The organism is Streptomyces sp. NPDC006261 (assembly GCF_040613515.1).
Taxonomy (GTDB): domain Bacteria; phylum Actinomycetota; class Actinomycetes; order Streptomycetales; family Streptomycetaceae; genus Streptomyces.
In genome coordinates, this window is sequence record NZ_JBEXSI010000068.1 from 1 (window position 1) to 15955 (window position 15955).

General features: G+C 68.2%; 19 protein-coding genes. 13 read left to right on the forward strand and 6 right to left on the reverse strand.

Features of this window, described 5'->3' with window-relative positions; genetic code table 11:
* Positions 1-131: 131 nt before the first annotated feature.
* The 3 genes from ABZ154_RS30345 to ABZ154_RS30355 are packed head-to-tail and all read right to left on the reverse strand — an operon-like array spanning position 132 to position 3496.
* On the reverse strand, positions 132-1196 hold the full coding sequence (locus tag ABZ154_RS30345) for an NAD-dependent epimerase/dehydratase family protein (RefSeq protein ID WP_356837577.1): 1065 nt from the start codon (positions 1194-1196) through the stop codon (positions 132-134).
* A gap of 5 nt (positions 1197-1201) precedes the next feature.
* Entirely contained in the window at positions 1202-1918 is a 717-nt protein-coding gene (locus tag ABZ154_RS30350; RefSeq protein ID WP_356837578.1) for an IspD/TarI family cytidylyltransferase, read from the reverse strand.
* 3 nt (positions 1919-1921) lie between these two features.
* A complete protein-coding gene (locus ABZ154_RS30355; RefSeq protein ID WP_356837579.1) occupies positions 1922-3496 on the reverse strand; it encodes a CDP-glycerol glycerophosphotransferase family protein in 1575 nt (524 codons plus the stop codon).
* A 1195-nt stretch (positions 3497-4691) separates the two neighbouring features.
* Between ABZ154_RS30355 and ABZ154_RS30360 the strand changes: the two genes are divergently transcribed.
* From ABZ154_RS30360 to ABZ154_RS30375, 4 genes are all read left to right on the forward strand, one after another.
* On the forward strand, positions 4692-4940 hold the full coding sequence (locus ABZ154_RS30360; protein WP_356837580.1) for a hypothetical protein: 249 nt from the start codon (positions 4692-4694) through the stop codon (positions 4938-4940).
* 25 nt (positions 4941-4965) lie between these two features.
* Positions 4966-5241: a hypothetical protein gene (locus ABZ154_RS30365; RefSeq protein ID WP_356837581.1), complete on the forward strand. Its 276-nt coding sequence runs from the start codon at positions 4966-4968 to the stop codon at positions 5239-5241.
* A complete protein-coding gene (locus ABZ154_RS30370) occupies positions 5238-5645 on the forward strand; it encodes a PIN domain-containing protein (protein WP_356837582.1) in 408 nt (135 codons plus the stop codon). The genes ABZ154_RS30365 and ABZ154_RS30370 overlap by 4 nt, the downstream gene beginning before the upstream one ends.
* 109 nt (positions 5646-5754) lie before the next feature.
* Positions 5755-6699 carry an AraC family transcriptional regulator gene (locus ABZ154_RS30375; protein ID WP_356837583.1) on the forward strand — a complete coding sequence of 315 codons (945 nt, stop codon included), beginning with the start codon at positions 5755-5757 and terminating at the stop codon, positions 6697-6699.
* Between the two features lie 69 nt (positions 6700-6768).
* On the opposite strand, the gene ABZ154_RS30380 is transcribed toward ABZ154_RS30375, so the two are convergent.
* The 3 genes from ABZ154_RS30380 to ABZ154_RS30390 form a co-directional block, all read right to left on the reverse strand.
* Positions 6769-7473 (reverse strand): NADPH-dependent F420 reductase, encoded by a 705-nt coding sequence (locus tag ABZ154_RS30380; protein WP_356837584.1) that lies wholly within the window; start codon positions 7471-7473, stop codon positions 6769-6771.
* A 39-nt stretch (positions 7474-7512) separates the two neighbouring features.
* A complete protein-coding gene (locus ABZ154_RS30385) occupies positions 7513-8562 on the reverse strand; it encodes an LLM class flavin-dependent oxidoreductase (RefSeq protein WP_356837585.1) in 1050 nt (349 codons plus the stop codon).
* 62 nt (positions 8563-8624) lie between these two features.
* A complete protein-coding gene (locus ABZ154_RS30390) occupies positions 8625-8996 on the reverse strand; it encodes a DoxX family protein (protein ID WP_356837586.1) in 372 nt (123 codons plus the stop codon).
* Positions 8997-9128: 132 nt separating this feature from the next.
* Here ABZ154_RS30390 and ABZ154_RS30395 point away from each other — a divergent pair, with 132 nt between their 5' ends.
* The 9 genes from ABZ154_RS30395 to ABZ154_RS30435 all read left to right on the forward strand — a co-directional run bounded on the left by ABZ154_RS30395 (position 9129) and on the right by ABZ154_RS30435 (position 15783).
* On the forward strand, positions 9129-9770 hold the full coding sequence (locus ABZ154_RS30395) for a helix-turn-helix domain-containing protein (protein WP_356837587.1): 642 nt from the start codon (positions 9129-9131) through the stop codon (positions 9768-9770).
* Positions 9771-9913: 143 nt separating this feature from the next.
* Entirely contained in the window at positions 9914-10183 is a 270-nt protein-coding gene (locus ABZ154_RS30400; protein ID WP_356837588.1) for a hypothetical protein, read from the forward strand.
* A gap of 15 nt (positions 10184-10198) precedes the next feature.
* The gene (locus ABZ154_RS30405; RefSeq protein ID WP_356837589.1) at positions 10199-10339 is read left to right on the forward strand and encodes a hypothetical protein; all 141 of its coding nucleotides are present in this window, start codon (positions 10199-10201) and stop codon (positions 10337-10339) included.
* Positions 10340-10374: 35 nt separating this feature from the next.
* Positions 10375-10875, forward strand: coding sequence for an SgcJ/EcaC family oxidoreductase (locus tag ABZ154_RS30410; RefSeq protein ID WP_356837590.1), 501 nt, complete (start codon positions 10375-10377; stop codon positions 10873-10875).
* A 64-nt stretch (positions 10876-10939) separates the two neighbouring features.
* The gene (locus tag ABZ154_RS30415) at positions 10940-13453 is read left to right on the forward strand and encodes an excinuclease ABC subunit UvrA (RefSeq protein WP_356837591.1); all 2514 of its coding nucleotides are present in this window, start codon (positions 10940-10942) and stop codon (positions 13451-13453) included.
* A 40-nt stretch (positions 13454-13493) separates the two neighbouring features.
* Positions 13494-13910, forward strand: coding sequence for a PPOX class F420-dependent oxidoreductase (locus ABZ154_RS30420; RefSeq protein WP_356837592.1), 417 nt, complete (start codon positions 13494-13496; stop codon positions 13908-13910).
* 53 nt (positions 13911-13963) lie between these two features.
* Positions 13964-14989, forward strand: a complete 1026-nt coding sequence (locus ABZ154_RS30425; RefSeq protein ID WP_356837593.1) for a zinc-binding dehydrogenase — start codon at positions 13964-13966, stop codon at positions 14987-14989.
* Positions 14990-15034: 45 nt separating this feature from the next.
* A complete protein-coding gene (locus ABZ154_RS30430; RefSeq protein ID WP_356837594.1) occupies positions 15035-15430 on the forward strand; it encodes an MmcQ/YjbR family DNA-binding protein in 396 nt (131 codons plus the stop codon).
* Positions 15427-15783, forward strand: coding sequence for an MmcQ/YjbR family DNA-binding protein (locus ABZ154_RS30435; RefSeq protein ID WP_356837595.1), 357 nt, complete (start codon positions 15427-15429; stop codon positions 15781-15783). The genes ABZ154_RS30430 and ABZ154_RS30435 overlap by 4 nt, the downstream gene beginning before the upstream one ends.
* Positions 15784-15955 lie beyond the last annotated feature (172 nt).

Consider the following 15955-nt stretch of genomic DNA (forward strand, 5'->3'; position numbering starts at 1 on the left):
CCCGCAACGGATCAAGGACAGCATCGACGTCACCGGCACCGACCGGCTGGCCGAGCCGGACTTCCGTCCGGGCCCGAGGCCATGTTCCGTTCCGTTCCGGCGACGCGGGAAGTGCTGGGCGCCGGGAAGTGCTAGGCGCCCAGAACCGTCGACTCCAGGTGGGTCACCATACGGTTCAGCCCGGTCGGCAGGTCGACCACCGGGCTCCAGCCGAGCGCCGCGAGCCGCGCGCTGTCCAGGCCCTGCTTCTTGCTCATGCTGTACGAGCGCGCGTCGGACTCGTTGGTGAACCGCAGCTGCTGCCCGCGCTCCGGGCGCACCTCGGTGAAGAGCTCGGCCAGCCGCCGGATCGAGACCAGACCGGCCGGGTCCGCGACGTTGTAGGCCGTCTCGTCACCGCGGAGCAGCGCGTAGAACAGCCCGGCGATGGCGTCGGCCACGTAGGTGTAGGTCCGGACGCCGGAACCGTCGCTGTTGAGGACGATGTCCTTGCCGGCCACCACGTTCGCCGCGAAGTCGGCCTGCACCCGGCCGTCGTCGAGCGCCATCCCCGGCCCGTAGACGTGACCGAACCGGACGACGTGGCTGTGGATGCCGTACTGCGCCTGGTAGGTCGCGCCGATCGTCTCCGCGGCGCGCTTCCCCTCGGCGTAGCAGGCCCGCGGGTTGAGGATGTCGAACCCGCCGTAGCTCTGCTCGTCGATGAGCTCGGTCTCCGGGGCCTGGGCACCGTAGACCTCCGCCGAGGACATCAGCAGGAAGCCACGGCTGGCCTTCTCCACACAGAGGTCGAGCAGGTTGAACGTGCCGAGCAGGTTGGCCTTGATCGTCATGACCGGCTGGCTGCCGTGCAGGGCGGGCCGCGCGGCGCTCGCCCCGTGGATCACGTAGTCGACGGGACCCGGCAGCTCCAGCGGAGCCGACACGTCCTGGACGACCAGGTGGAAGTCCGGGCGGTCGAGCACGTCCGCGAGCAGCCGCCGGGCCTTCTCCTCGTTGCGCACCAGACCGTGCACGGTGATGCCCGCGCCGTGCCGGTCGTTCAGTGCGAGCAGGGTGTAGACGACGTACGACGGCAGCATGCCGCTCGCACCGGTGACCAGCACGGTGCGGCCGGAAAGCTCGCCCCACGGCAGGTCGCGGTCAAGGATCTCTTCGAGGTCGCGCGCCACGACCGGACTGGAAACGGTGGTCATGGAACTCACAAACCTACGATCTGCTGGTTCTCGAGGATCTCGAAGTACGTCCGGCAGAGGTAGAAGTCCTCGGCCGTCGTGATCTTGATGTTCGAGCGGGGGCCGACGACCCGGTAGATCTTGCGGCCGTAACGGTGCATCAGGGAGCAGGAGTCGATGCTGTCGTGCTCGCCCTCCTCGACCGCCCGGTCGTACAGCGAGAGGATCTCACCGAGCTTGAAGCTCTGCGGGGCCTGGGCGGCGTAGATGTGGTCGCGCGGGATCACATCGTCGATGTGCTCGTGCTCACTCGACACCACGGTCTCGTTGAACTTGGTGCAGGTGATGGCCGAGCCGTGCTCCAGCACCGTCGCGATGTTGGAGCTGATCAGCTTGGCGTCGATCAGCGGCCGCACACCGTCGTGGACCAGCACGACGGTGTCCTCGGGACACTCGGCGGCGACGGTCCTGAGCGCGTTGTGCCGCGACTCCTGACCGGTCTTGCCGCCGTCGACGACCCACTTGACCTTCTGGATCTCGTAGCGCGTCAGCAGCTTCGTCATGTGCTCGCGGTACTCCGGGAGAATCGCGATGGCTATCGCGTCTATCTCGGGGTGCGCTTCGAAGTGCTGAAGGGTGTGGATGATGACCGGCTTGCCGTGGACTTCCAGGAACTGCTTGGGAAGGGCACGGCTGTTCATCCTCGACCCGATGCCTCCGGCGAAAAGCAGGGCAACGTTCATGACTTATTCCTCCGACTGGTCACTGAGCGGCTGGTCTCCCACCGCGGTATCGTCCGGGACGGGTGCGAGCCACGGCTGGAAGCCGCCGGTCTCGTTGCCGTGATCTCCGACGACCAGCCAGTCGATCACGCGGTCCGCCGAATTGGTGTCGACGTAGTCGAAGTTGTCCCGCCGGAATTCCTCGACCTTCGAGAGGTCGAAGTCCTCGTCCTGCAGGGACTTGAGCAGTTCATCGAAGGTGACGCACACCTTGCCGGGGGCAACGGAGTCGTAGTCGCGGTGGAATCCGCGGACCACCGAATACGTTTCCTTGTCGTACGCGTAGAACAGGATGGGCTTGTCGAGCAGCGTGTACTCGTAGATGACCGACGAGTAGTCCGTGACCAGTACGTCGGTGACGTGCAGCAGGTCGTTGGTGTCGGGGAACGACGCGAAGTTGATCAACCGGTCCGCGTACTCGGCCGGGATCGGCGGCTCCTCCGAGATGAAGTGGTGCATCCGGAAGAGGACGACGTACTTGTCGCCGCAGACCTCGTAGAGCTTCTCGAAGTCGATGCGGTCGTAGTCGTAGTGCGCGTCCCCGATGCTCTTCCCGCGGAAGGTCGGCGCGAACAGGACGATCTTCTTGCCCTTGAGGTGCGGGTGGGAGGCGAAGAAGTCGTCCTTGACCTTGCGCGAGTGGTCCTCGTTCAGGAAGGTGTCGATCCGGGGCAGCCCCGTCGGGACGACCGCCGACTCCTCGATACCGAACGCCTCGGCGTACACCGGCACGAGGTGCTTGGACCCGGTGATGACGTAGGTGTACTTGCGGTGGGCGTTGGACAGCTTCGGCGAGCCGTACTTCCCGAACCGGCTGTAGCCGACGGCCTTGAAGCCGCTGCCGGCGTGCCAGAGCTGGATGATCTTGGTGTCCGGCGCAATGTTGAGGTTCGCGAGGAGACCGAAGTAGTCATCCATCAGGACGGTGTCCGACGTCGCCAGGCGGTAGATCAGGCGGAGCGTGCTCCACTTGTTCGCCGTCGCCGGCACGCGGAACGAATGGTTGAACGTGTACTTCTTGTCGAGGCCGCGCTCGATCATCCGGTCGTGGACGCGCGCCAGGTTGCCACCGAGCCCGGTGCGCATTTCCGAGGCGAACAGGATCCGGTTGCCCTTCGGCGGGTTCAGCCGACGGGCCGTCCGGTAGAACTTGTTGGCCATCTTCCGGCGCCGGGCCCGCGGGAACACCTTCAGCGATATTCGCTTGCCGAGCGGCTTCTTCACCGGGCTCTTCTTCGCACCGGCACCGGCACCGCGGAACAGCTGGTACGTGCGCATGAGGAACGCGGGGTGGTCCTCGTCGTCCGAGATCCCGAACGCGATCACGTACACGGACCGGTTCTGGTCGTAGAGGAAGGTACGGGAGTCGGAGTCGAGCCGGTCCGCGGCCTTGAGGTCGAAGGTGGCCTCAGGCAGTCGCTCGTCACCGAGCACAGGGACGATCCGCCACGTACCGTTGGGCACCTGGCGCCGATCCTGGAAGTTGGTGACGTTGATATCCAAGCGGTGCTGTTCGGCGTCGATTTGCTGAGAGTTCACCGGGAATTCGCGCCCGTTGTCAACTATCAGGAAGCGCAGAGCACTAGGATCTCCAGTGAAGCCGGAGACCGCCACAACGAGAGTGAGATGCACGCGCTCCCAGGATATGGCCGCAATTGAGCAACGCGCCATCGTCGTCCTTCCAATCGTGATCCGTCATGCCTTCATACGAGGCGTGCGCGACGGCTACGAAGCCTGCCAGCGCCAGGTGAGACGGTTATCGGAGCATAGCGTACGGGGTCACGCCCATCCCAAACCGAGGCGGGGCCCGCAGCCCCCCAGGACCGCGGTCGAGTGCACCCGCCGGGCGGCCCTGCAGAGCCTTCTCATCTCCGCCGCTGACCTGCTCGAACGACGCCGTGGGCGAGTTCACGCCGTAGTTACCCAGACGTGACATCCGGGCTTTTCCCACTTCAGGCCGAGGTGCGATGAAAGGCGGGGGCGCCTCCAGGTAGGTGGTGTCAGAAAGTAATCACACAGATACGCAAAGCATTGCCGGGTGAGGTGGAGTCGGAGCACCATCGCCGGGCGAGCAAGTGCTCGTCGATGTGGCGGAGTTCACAAAGTCGGCGGAGTCCCCCACATGCTCCCGCGTGACCGAAATGTGGCGCAATATCAGCACGGGTACCGGGATTCACGACATAGTGACGAGAGAGCCCAGGACGGCTGACGCCACACGACGGCGCCGCCAGTCCACCGCCCCTGCGGCCGAGCGGCCAACCCCGGCCGATTCCTCGGTGTTGTGCACATCCGGGACATTCAGCACGTTTGGGCACACGACGCAGCCCTCGTCGGCCTTCGCCCGCAGAGTCCATCCGAGATGCGCGCGCCCACCTGGCCGAGGTCGTGGAGCGGGCCAGCCGCTGATGGGTGAGCAGCTATTTCCCGGATCGACCAAGTGCCGGAAAGCCAGCGGCTCGCTCCCGGCGGTATGGGCCCCATCCGACCTGCATGTTCACCAGAACGGCGAAATGGCGCCACGCAACCGGCTACACAACAACACCGGCGCGATGAACTCCCACTCCCCATCCGTCAGTTACAAGCGCGTCATGCACTCAGGACTACGGGATCCGCCCCGAAGCGAAGGCGCGTCCCACAGATTGATTCACGACTCGCTGCACGCCCTAGGACTCACCCTCCTGAGAGCTTCGCTGACCAGATCGACAACTTGTGGCTCACCGCCGACAATCGCCTCGTGAACGGCCCGCTCAAACCCATCTCCGCGCCATCCCTTGTCGCGGTGCAGGCGAGCGAGCTTGGCGAGCTGCCGAAACGTGACGTCCACCCGATCACCATTGAGGTCTTCGAGATCCGCTTGCGACAACTCATCGAAAGCGACACGGCCCGGCTGCGCCGGCCGCTCTCCCGCCTTCAGGTCCAAGACCCCAATGGCGCCGAAACTCCGCCGCAAGATGCGGGCTGCGCAGCATTCCACCCGATGTAATAGTTCCTGTACTAGACTGGCCCCCATGAAGTCACCCCGCCCCGGCGGCACGGAGAACATCTCCGTCTCGATGCCCTCGGAACTCCTCGGTGCTCTACGCACGCGCACTGGCAAGCGTGGAGTGTCCGCCTATGTGACTGCGGCAGTCCGGCACCAGCTGGCGATGGACGGCCTCGCCGAGATCGTCGCCGCCTACGAAGCCGAGCACGAGCCGTTGAGTGAGGCCGAGGTCCAGGCCGCGCAGCGCGAACTTTTCGGTGAAGTACAGGCGCCGTACGCTTCAGGCGACAGCGCCGCATGAAGGCACCCGCGGCCAGGTCCCTGGTCCTGGACTCCCAGGCGTTGTCGCTGCTCCTGCGGAACGACCGGCAGATGATCACCCGCATCGAGGCCGCTCGACGTGTAGGCGTACCCGTTCTTGTGTCCGCCTTGACGGTGGTGGAAGCCGTCTACGGGAAGACGGATACCGCCCGACTCCGCTGGGTGCTCTCCCGTCTTCAGGTCCAGGACGTCACCCACGCCGACAGCCTCACCGCGGTGCAGCTGCTGAGCGACGCCGGCGGCCTGCACGGCCACAAGTACGCCATCGATACCCTCGTCGCCGCGATGGCGCTCCGCTCCCCGGCACCCGTACTTGTTTTGACCTCGGACCGCGACGACTGGTCGAAACTGTGCGGCGACCGCGTACAGGTCAAGGACGTCTGAGCTTGATGTCTACCCCTAGGACCAAGGCGGCCAGCAGAGGGGCGGGTCACGCGCCGCCCCCGCCCATTGCTTCCCGAAGCCGACAAAACGGTCAGTAGGCTGCGGACACGTGATGGTCGACAAGCGACACCCCAAGCGCTCTCCACGAGTCGGACGCAGCGGGCAGGCCGCGGTTCCGCTGTACGGTTTCCAGCCCCCGGTCGGCACCCCGTACGGCCTTGAGGTGAACACCATCGAGGACTTCTTCGCCGGGCACGACGACTGGCCGTGGAACCCGCCCCGTCCAGGCCGTGCGACCTTCCACTATCTGATCCTGGTCACCGAGGGCGAACTGCTCCACGACGTCGACCACGTCACGCGGGCCGTCTCCCCGGGCCAGTGGCTGTGGGTGCGCCCCGGGCACACGCAGTGCTGGCATCCGCCGGGCGCCACCCGAGGCCCGTTCATCCTGTTCGAGCCGGGCGTCCTGACCTCCGAGACCGCCCGCCTGCTGGCCCCGCTCACCGCGCACGAGGCTCCCGCCGTGCTGAGCCCGCACCCCGATGACGACGCCTGGCTGCGGCAGACGGCCCTCCAACTCCTGGACGAACACCGTGCGCTGGGGCGTCGCCGGCTCGATGTCCACCACGCCCTGCGGCGCAGCCTGCTCGAATCGCTGCTGCTGCGCCTCGCCAACTCCCCGGACGTCGCCCCCGTCGGCCCGGCGGCGAAGAGCACGGGCCGCAAGGACACGCACGCACAGTTTGTGGACGCACTGGAACTGCACTTCCGGGAACTGCACCGGGCCGCGGACTATGCCGCGCTGCTCGGCTGCTCGGTACGTACCCTCAGCCGCGCCGCCCGGGACGCCACCGGCAAGGGGGTGCGTGAGCTGATCGACGAGCGGCGGCTGCTGGAGGCCCGGCGTCTGCTGGCAGGTGCCGGATGGGACGCCCGGGCTGTGGCCCACCACCTCGGCTTCACCGATCCCGCGAACTTCGGCCGCTTCTTCCGTGGCCACACCGGTCTCAATCCAGCCGCGTTCGCGGCCCGTGAGGCCGAGTCCGGCATGTGAGGCGCAAGCCCGCACTCCCACCAGCCGATCTCGATCAGAGCCCCTCTCGGCTGGACAGCCTGATGGACGTCAGGCAGCGACGCCACGGGGGGCCGATGCCGCCCGTCCGCGCTCGGAGTCCGGGAACTGCCGCAGCAGTTCGCGCAGTTGCGGCGCAGCCGTGTTCGCGCCGAAGACCGGGGTGCCGGGCTCCATGCGTATCCCTTCGGCGAGCGCTCCGGCCTCGACGTGGTCGAAGCCGAAGGCGTCGACCAGGGCGGTGACGGTGGCCACGACCGCGGGGTCGTCTCCCGCGACGGCGATGGCGCGGCGGCCGGGCGCCCCCGTGGCAAGGTCGGGGCGGGCGCCGTCCTCCAGATCGTGGTAGCCCATATGGTTGAAGACTTTCACGACGTGGGAGCCGGGCAGGTGGGCCTGGACGAGCTCGCTGGAGGACGTGTTCGGGTCGGTGAGGTCGTCGCGGATCCCGTCCGTCTCCCACCAGTAGTTCATCGCGTCGGCGACGACCTTGCCGCGCAGCGCCTGCGTCGGAACGCTGCGGTACTTGCCGAGCGGCAGGGCGAGGACGACGATGTCCGCCTCGGTGGCGGCCTGTTCGGCTGTGACGGGCTCGGCGCCGGGGGCGAGAACCTCCACGGTGAGGGCGATGCGCTCCGGGTCGCCCGAGCCCGCGATCAGGACCCGGCGGCCGGCCGCGACGGCCAGGCGGGCCAGCACCGTGCCGACCTTGCCCGCACCCAGGATGCCGATCACCGGAAGAGGCAGAGAGGTCATCACGTACTCCTTCACTACAGTCAACTACGGCAACTGCGTTCAGTCGGCCAGCAGTTCGCGGACCATCGGGACGACCTTCGTGCCGTACAGCTCGACCGCCCGCAGCCGGGCACTGACCGGCTGGGTGCCGGCGGTGTAGACGAGGTCGAACCGGCCGACACCGAGCTGCTTGATGGCGTCGGCCATCTTGCGGGCGACGGTCTCCGGGGAGCCGACGTACATCGAGCCGTGCTCGATCCCGGACTCGTACTCGCCCTTGGAGACCGGCGGCCAGCCGCGCAGCGCCCCGATCGTGTCGCGTATGGCCTTGAAGTGCGGCCAGTGCAGGGCGCGGGCCTCCTCGTCGGTGTCGGCGACGAACCCCGTGGAGTGCATGCCGACCGGGTGCGCCGTGGTCCCGAACTGCTCGGCGGCGCGCTGGTACAGGTCGATGTAGCGGCTGAAGCGGGCCGGGTCTCCGCCGATGATCGCGAGCATCAGCGGCAACCCGTGGCGAGCGGTACGGATCACCGACTGCGGGGAGCCGCCGACCCCGACCCAGGTGGGCAAGCGCCCGGACTCGGTCTTGGGGAAGACGTCGGCGTCCGTCAGGGCGGCCCGCTGGGTGCCCTCCCAAGTGACCGGCTTCTCCTCCAGCAGCCTGACGAACAGGTCCAGTTTCTCCTCGAAGAGCACGTCGTAATCAGCCAGGTCGTAGCCGAACAGCGGGAAGGATTCGGTGAACGAGCCGCGGCCCAGGATGACTTCGGCGCGGCCATCGGAGAGCGCGTCGAGGGTGGCGAACCGCTGGAAGACGCGCACCGGGTCGTCCGAGCTGAGCACGGTGACGCCGGAGGCGAGCCGGATCCGCTCGGTGCGGGTGGCGATGCCCGCAAGCACGGTTTCGGGCGTGGAGACGGCGTACTCGGGACGATGGTGCTCGCCGATCGCGAGGGCGTCGACCCGGATGGAGTCGGCGAGTACGGCCTCGTCCACGACCTGCCGGATCGCGCGGGCGTACGAGACGGGACGGTCCTGGTCATCCTGGGGGACGTCGCCGAAGGTGCCGAGGCCGAAGAGGACGTCGAGCGCGGGCGCGACGGCGGGCATGGCGGGCTCCGTTTCGGAGGAGGAATGCGTGTGGGGGGGCGAAGGGATGCCCTCGGGCGGGCTTACCAGGCGTACGGGCCAAAGCGGCCCCAGGCGATTACGACCGCGATGGCGAGCAGGGCGACGTTGATACCAACGTTCGGCCACTCGCCGCGCCGGGCGTGGGTGACCACCGCGCCGATCATGATCAGTGCGACGCCGACGGCCGCGAGCGGCGTGAGCACGGTGGCGATGCCGGTGACGGCCGGGAGGATCAGGCCGAGCGCGGCCAGCACCTCCACCGCGCCGATGGTCTTCACCTGACCGGACGTGAAGCTCTTCGCCCAGGCCATGGACTCGGCGGTCTTCTCGTAGGGCTGGGCGAGCTTGCCGCCGCCGGCGGCAAGCATTCCGGCGGCGAGCAGGGCCTGGAGGATCCAGAGGAAGACGTTCATGTCGGGTCCATTTCATATCGACGTGAGGGGACGTGGGCCGGGCCTGACGAGCGGCTGGCCGAGCCTCATACAGCCTAAGCGGACTTCACCCCGTTTAAATTCCCAGCCTCCGGGCGGGGATAGATTTGCCGCATGGAACGATCGCCGCTGCCCTTCGGACGGCCCCGCGCCGAGCGCGCCGACGCCGCCCGCAACCGAGAGCGGTTGCTGGCGGTGGCGCGCGAGATGGCTGCCGAGCTGGGGGCGGACAAGGTCACCATGGACGGCCTCGCCGAACGCGCCGGCCTGGGCAAGGGCACCGTCTACCGCCGTTTCCGCACCCGCGCCGGCATCTTCCACGCCCTGCTCGAAGACGACGAGCACGCCTTCCAGCACCAGGTCCTGGCCGGCCCGCCCCCACTCGGCCCCGGTGCCGAGCCCCTCGACCGGCTGGTCGCCTACGGCCGAGCCCGCGTCGCCTACCTCGCCGACCACGTCACGATCGTCCGCTCCTCACTGGACCGGCACCGGGCTGTCCCCGCCGAGGGCGGCAGCGGCTTCACCCAGGCCCACATCCGCATGCTGCTCGGCCGCGCGGGCACCGGTGTCGCCGATCTGGACAGCCTCACCGTCCAGCTCACCAGCGCCCTGGAAGGCCCCTTCATGATCTTCCTCGCACTGCCGGGGAGCGGCCCCGACGGGGGCGCCGAGGCCGACGCCGCCTTCCAGCGCCGCACCCGCCCACTGGGCGACAGCTGGCAGACCCTGATCGAGCGGGTCTGCCGCACGGCGTGATGCCGCGGGGGCCTGCGGTGTCCTTCATTGACTACTGACTGTCCGCTGCCAACTGCCCGTTTCGTCGGATTTCGCTGGATGATCGAGAGGTGCCGCGGCGACCACCTCGCCCCGGGCGAGATGCGAAAGGAACCGTCGTGGGCGTGAACAAGGAAGAAGCCAGCAAGACCATCATCGAGCTGGAGAAGGCGTACAACGAGCGCTTCAGCGTCGGCGACCCCAACGGCTATCTGGACGGGTTCGCGGACGAGGTGAGCTACTTCGACCCGATCCTCAAGGACATCGTCGTCGGCAAGGAGAAGGCCGTCGCGTGGCTGTCGTCCATCTACTCCAACCCGAACATCGTGCGCAGCGAGTACCTCAACCCGACGGTGCACGTCGGCGACAGCGGTGACTTCGCTGTCATGGGCTAGAACCTCAAGACCTACGTGCTCGACGAGGGCGGCAACGAGAAGCTGCTACGCGCCTGGAACGCCACGCACGGCTACCGGCTCGTCGACGGTCAGTGGCTCATCGTGCACTCCAACTGGGCCTTCTCCGAGACGCTCAAGGACCTCGTCGCCTACTGACCGGCGATCCGCGCCCGGAGCAGAAGAACACCGGCATGAACGACAGACAGGAGAACGTCATGACCCCCGAAGAAGTCGCAACACTCGTCGAGTTCGAGAAGTCCATCCAGTGGCGGTGGACCAGCGGAGACCCGACGGGCTACATGGACGCGCTGGCTGAGGACGTCACCTACGTCGATCCGCTCGCCGAGAACTTCGCCGTAGGCCGTGAAGCTGTGCGTGCGCACTTCAAGCGCATCTACGCGGATGCGGGCCTCACCCGGCAGGAGTATCTGGACGAGAGCGCCCGCGTGATCAGCAGCGACGAGGTCCTGCTGGTCTTCACCTTCAATACGTACCAGCCGGACGACAACGGCGGGGAGAAGCTGTTCCTGTCGTGGAACATGTCGCTCATCTTCCGCAAGACCGACGGTGAGTGGCTGCTGTCGCACGGCCACCTGTCCCTGCGGAACGCGTGGGACCCCGACAGCATCCCGAAGCTGCGCGAGTCGTGGAAGCGCACCAGCGTCGGCAAGCAGAGCACCGTGATGCGCTGACGCCCGGCGTCTTCCCGGGCATCCCGCATCGATCACGACCAGCCGTAGCGGAAGGACCAGTTCAGTGGGCAAGTTCGTGAAGGGGGCACCGGACGCGATCAAGGTGCATGGGGCACGCGTGCACAACCTCAAGGACATCGACGTCACGGTGCCGCTGGGCAAGCTCGTCGCGATCGCCGGAGTCTCCGGTTCGGGCAAGTCCTCGCTGGCGCTCGGTGTGCTGTACGCCGAGGGGTCCCGGCGCTATCTGGAGGCGCTGTCGACCTATACGCGGCGCCGCCTCATCCAAGCGGCCCATGTGGCCGTGGACAGTGTCGAGCATGTGCCGGCCGCGCTCGCGCTGCGCCAGCGGCCCGGCATCCCCGGGGTGCGCAGTACCTTCGGGACCTCCACCGAGCTCCTCAACAGCCTGCGGCTGCTCTTCTCCCGGCTCGGACACCATCAGTGCCCCAACGGGCATCGCCTGGAGCCGACCGTGGATGTCGCCCTGGACCTGCCGCTGACCTGTCCCGAGTGCGCAGTGGTGTTCGGGCCGCCGGGCGCCGAGTCGTACGCGTTCAACAGCGACGGCGCATGCCCACGCTGTTCCGGCACCGGGACCGTCCGGGAGGTCGACGAGGACGCCCTCGTACCCGATCCCTCACGCAGTATCGACGAGGGCGCGGTCGCGCCGTGGCAGATGTTCGGTCTTGCGGCCGTGCCGAAGGTGGCCGCCGAGCTCGGCGTGCGTACCGACGTGCCGTTCGAGAAGCTGACGAAGAGGGAACGCGCGATTGTTTTCGAGGGGGAGCCGGTCAAGCGCGTCATCCTGTACCCGGCCAAGAACGGCAAGCTCTTCGAGCTGAACGCCCAGTACCGCAACGCCCGGCAGGCGGTCGAGGAGGCGTTGAAGAAGGCCACCACCAAGAAGGGACTCGACCGGGTCGACAGGTTCCTGTCCGTCCAGACCTGCCCGGACTGCCACGGCACCCGCCTGAGCGAACCGGCCCGCTCCAGCCTCGTTGACGGCATCAACCTCGCCGACGCCACCGCCAAGACCCTCGATGACGTCACCGCGTGGGTGCGGACGATCCCCGCCACGGTGCCGAAGCCGATGGCGCCGATGGCCGAGAGCATCATCACCCAGATGGTGGCCACCGCCCAGCGGCTCATCGAACTCGGCCTGGGCTATCTCACTCTCGACCGCGCCTCGTCCACCCTGTCCACCGGGGAACGTCAGCGCGTCGCGCTGTCCCGCGCGGTCCGCAACCGCACCACCGGTGTCCTGTACGTCCTGGACGAGCCCTCCATCGGCCTGCACCCCGCCGACGTCGACGGCCTGCTCGGCGTCATCCGCAGCCTGCTGGACGACGGCAACTCGGTGATCGTCGTCGACCACGACATCCAGGTCCTGCGCCAGGCCGACCACCTCATCGAAATCGGGCCCGGATCCGGCCGCGACGGCGGCACCGTCATCGCCGAAGGCACCCTCAGCAGCGTGGCACGCAGCAAGGCGTCCCAGATCGCCGGATTCCTCATCGGCCGCGAAGAGATCCTCGTCCGCCCCCGGCCCGACGCCGACGACGTGTTCAAGATGGGCCGCATCCACCTGCGCACCGCGCCGCTGCACACCGTCCACGCCCTCGACCTGGACATTCCGCGCGGCCGGCTCACCGCCGTCACCGGTGCTTCAGGCTCCGGCAAGACCACCCTCGTCCTGGAGAGCCTGGTCCCGGCCCTGAAATCGCACACCGCGGAACAGCCGCTCCCCGACCACATCCACAAGCTCACCCCGGACGGCATCACCCGCGTCAACGTGGTCGACGCCTCCCCGATCGGCATCAACGTCCGCTCCACCGTCGCCACCTACAGCGGCGTCCTGGACGACCTGCGCCGCGCCTACGCCGCCACTCCCGCGGCGAAGGAACGCGGCCTGAAAGCCGGGGACTTCTCGTACAACACCGGCAGCCTGCGCTGCCCCACCTGCGAGGGGACCGGCCAGATCGAACTCGACGTGCAGTTCCTGCCCGACGTCGACATCCTCTGCCCCGACTGCGAAGGCTCCCGCTACTCCCCCGCGGCCGACGCCGTCCGCCGCGTGCCGCGCGACGGCGACGCCGGGCTGACGCTGCCGCAACTGCTGGCCTGCACCGTCACCCAAGCGATCGAGCACACCGGCGACTTGAACAAGGTCCGCTCCCGCCTGCAGACCCTCGTCGACCTCGGGCTCGGCTACCTCACCCTCGGCGAGGCCACCCCCGCCCTGTCGGGCGGCGAGGCCCAGCGGCTCAAGCTCGCCACCGAACTCGACCGCGACCAGCACGACGCCCTGTTCGTCCTGGACGAACCCAGCGTCGGCCTGCACCCCCTCGACGTCCGCGTCCTCCTCGGCGTACTGCAACGCCTGGTCGACAACGGCGCCACCGTCGTGTTCATCGAACACGACCTCGACATGATCACCAACGCCGACCACGTGATCGACCTCGGCCCCGGCGGCGGCGCGGACGGCGGACGCATCACCGCCACCGGCACCCCCGAGCAGATCGCCGACAGCCCGGACAGCGTCACCGGCCGCTATCTGCGCGAGGCGCTCACGTAGCCACACCCCCATCCAGGGAAGAGAACAGCACATGCACAAAATGACGACCGAGGAATGGCGCGCGTTCGTCGCGACGGGGGCCAGGACCGGCAAGTTCGCGACGGTCGGCGCGGACGGCACCCCCGCGATCACCCCGGTGTGGTTCGTCCTGGACGGCGACACCCTCGCGTTCACCACCGGCGGCTCCACCGCCAAGATCAAGAACCTGCGCCGCAGTCCGCGCGCCGCCCTGTGCGTCACCGACGACGAACCGCCCTTCTCCTACGCCGAGCTCCGCGGCGGCGTCACCCTCAGCGACGACCTCGACGAACTCCTGCGGATCGCGACGGCGGCCGGCGAGAAGTACATGGGACCGGAGCAGGCAGAGGAGTTCGGCCGCCGCAACGGCGTCCCGGGCGAACTGGTCGTCCGGCTCCACCCGACCAAGATCCACGCGTACGGCGGCATCACCGACTGACGGGGCGGCCCACCGATCGCCGCACCGTCGAACCGAGGAACCGAGGAACCACCATGAGCGAACCGACCAGCCCAGCCGGCGAGCCCAGCCCCCGTACTATGCGCGCCATCGTCGTCTCCGAAACGGGCGGCACCGACAAGCTCGTCGCCACGGATCTGCCCCTACCTCCGCTGCGCCCCGACTGGGTTCGTATCAAGGTCAGGGCCTTTGGCGTCAACGAGTCCGAGGTGACCACCCGCAAGGGCCTGTCCGGCCCGGACGTGACCTATCCGCGCGTGCCCGGCATCGAATGCGCCGGAGTGGTCGCCGAGGCACCGGCCGGCAGCGGCCTCACCTCCGGGCAGCAGGTGGCCACCATGATGGGCGGGATGGGCCGCTCGTACGACGGGGCGTACGCCGAGTACGTCCTGGTCCCGGCCTCCCAGGTCATCCCCTTCACCTCCGACCTGCCGTGGGAGACGCTCGGCGCGCTCCCGGAGATGGTGCAGACCGCTTACGGCTCTCTGTCCACCGGCCTCGATCTGCGCCCTGGGCAGTCGCTGCTGATCCGCGGCGGCACCTCCACCGTCGGCCTGACTGCCGCCGCGATCGCCAAGGACCTGGGCGCCACCGTGCTGTCCACCACCCGTCGCCCCGACCGCGCCGACATGCTCCGCGAAGCCGGTGTCGACCACCCCGTCGTCGACCACGGCGAGATCGCCGGATCCGTACGGGAGATCTTTCCGGACGGGGTCGACGCGGCCCTGGAACTGGTCGGCGCCGGGCACCTGCACGACACCCTGCGCGCGGTCCGCGTCCACGGCACGCTCTGCTTCACCGGCGCGCTGGCCGACCAGTGGACGATCCCGGACTTCAGCCCCCTCGGCTTCATCCCGAACGGGGTACGGCTGACCGCGTACGGCGGCGCCGCCACCGACCTGTCCGCCGATGTCCTCGACCACCAGCTGCGCGCCATCGCCGACGGACGTCTGAAGGTGAGCGTCGCGAAGATCTACCACGGCCTGGAATCCGTCCGCGAGGCCCAGGCCGACCTGGAATCCGGCGCGTACCCGGGCAAGCACGTCGTCGTACTCGACTGAAGGCGGCGGCCTTCAACTGCCGCACAGGAAAGAGAGGTTGCCGTGATGAACGGAAAGAAGCTGCAGGAGACGGCACGGGAGCGCGCCCAGAGCCTGCCGGGCGCCAAGCTGGTGGACCCCTTCGGCCCTGAATGGGAGGTCTTCGAGGTCCACAGCAAGATGTTCCTGCTGATGACCGAGGCGCCCGGCCTTCCGGTCGTCATCCTCAAGTCCGAACCGGAGGAAGCCGAGGCGCTGCGTGCCGCGCACGCCGACATCACCCCCGGCTACCACATGAACAAGAAGCACTGGATCACGCTCTCCGCCGGGAAGTCCCTCACGCCGCGCCTGGTCGAGGACCTCGTCATCAACTCCTACCGGCTCGTGGTCGCCGGGCTCCCGAAGGCCGAACAGCCGGTGGATCCGAAGACGTTCGGCGGACGCGCAGCGAGGTCCCAGTGACCCTCACCGGCACCCGGCTCCAGCAGACCGCCCGCCGTACAGCCGCCGCCCTCCCCGACGTCACCCACGACCGCCCCTTCACCCCGAAACTCGACGTCTACAAGGCGGCGGGCAAGGTCTTCCTGATCGTGACCGACGAGCCCGCCGAGCTCGCCATCACCGTCAAGTGTGAGCCCGACCGGGGCAGTTCACTGTGCCTGCGCTACGAGAGCATCACGCCGGGCCGCTACCTCAGCAAGGCCCACTGGATCTCGGTCGGCGCGGGCCCCGGCATCACCGCCAGCCTGATCGAGGACCTGGTGCTCCACTCCTACGACCTCGTCCACGGCCCCTCGCACGGAAAGACCCGATGACCCACACCGAACCAGCCCTGCCCCTCTTCGGCGACGAACCACCGCGCCCGCTGGCCGACCGGCTGCGCCCCCGCACCCTCGACGACGTCGTCGGCCAGGACCACCTCCTGGCCCCCGACGCCCCACTCGGCCGCATGGTCGCCCACAAGCGCCTGGTCTCCACCGTTCTGTG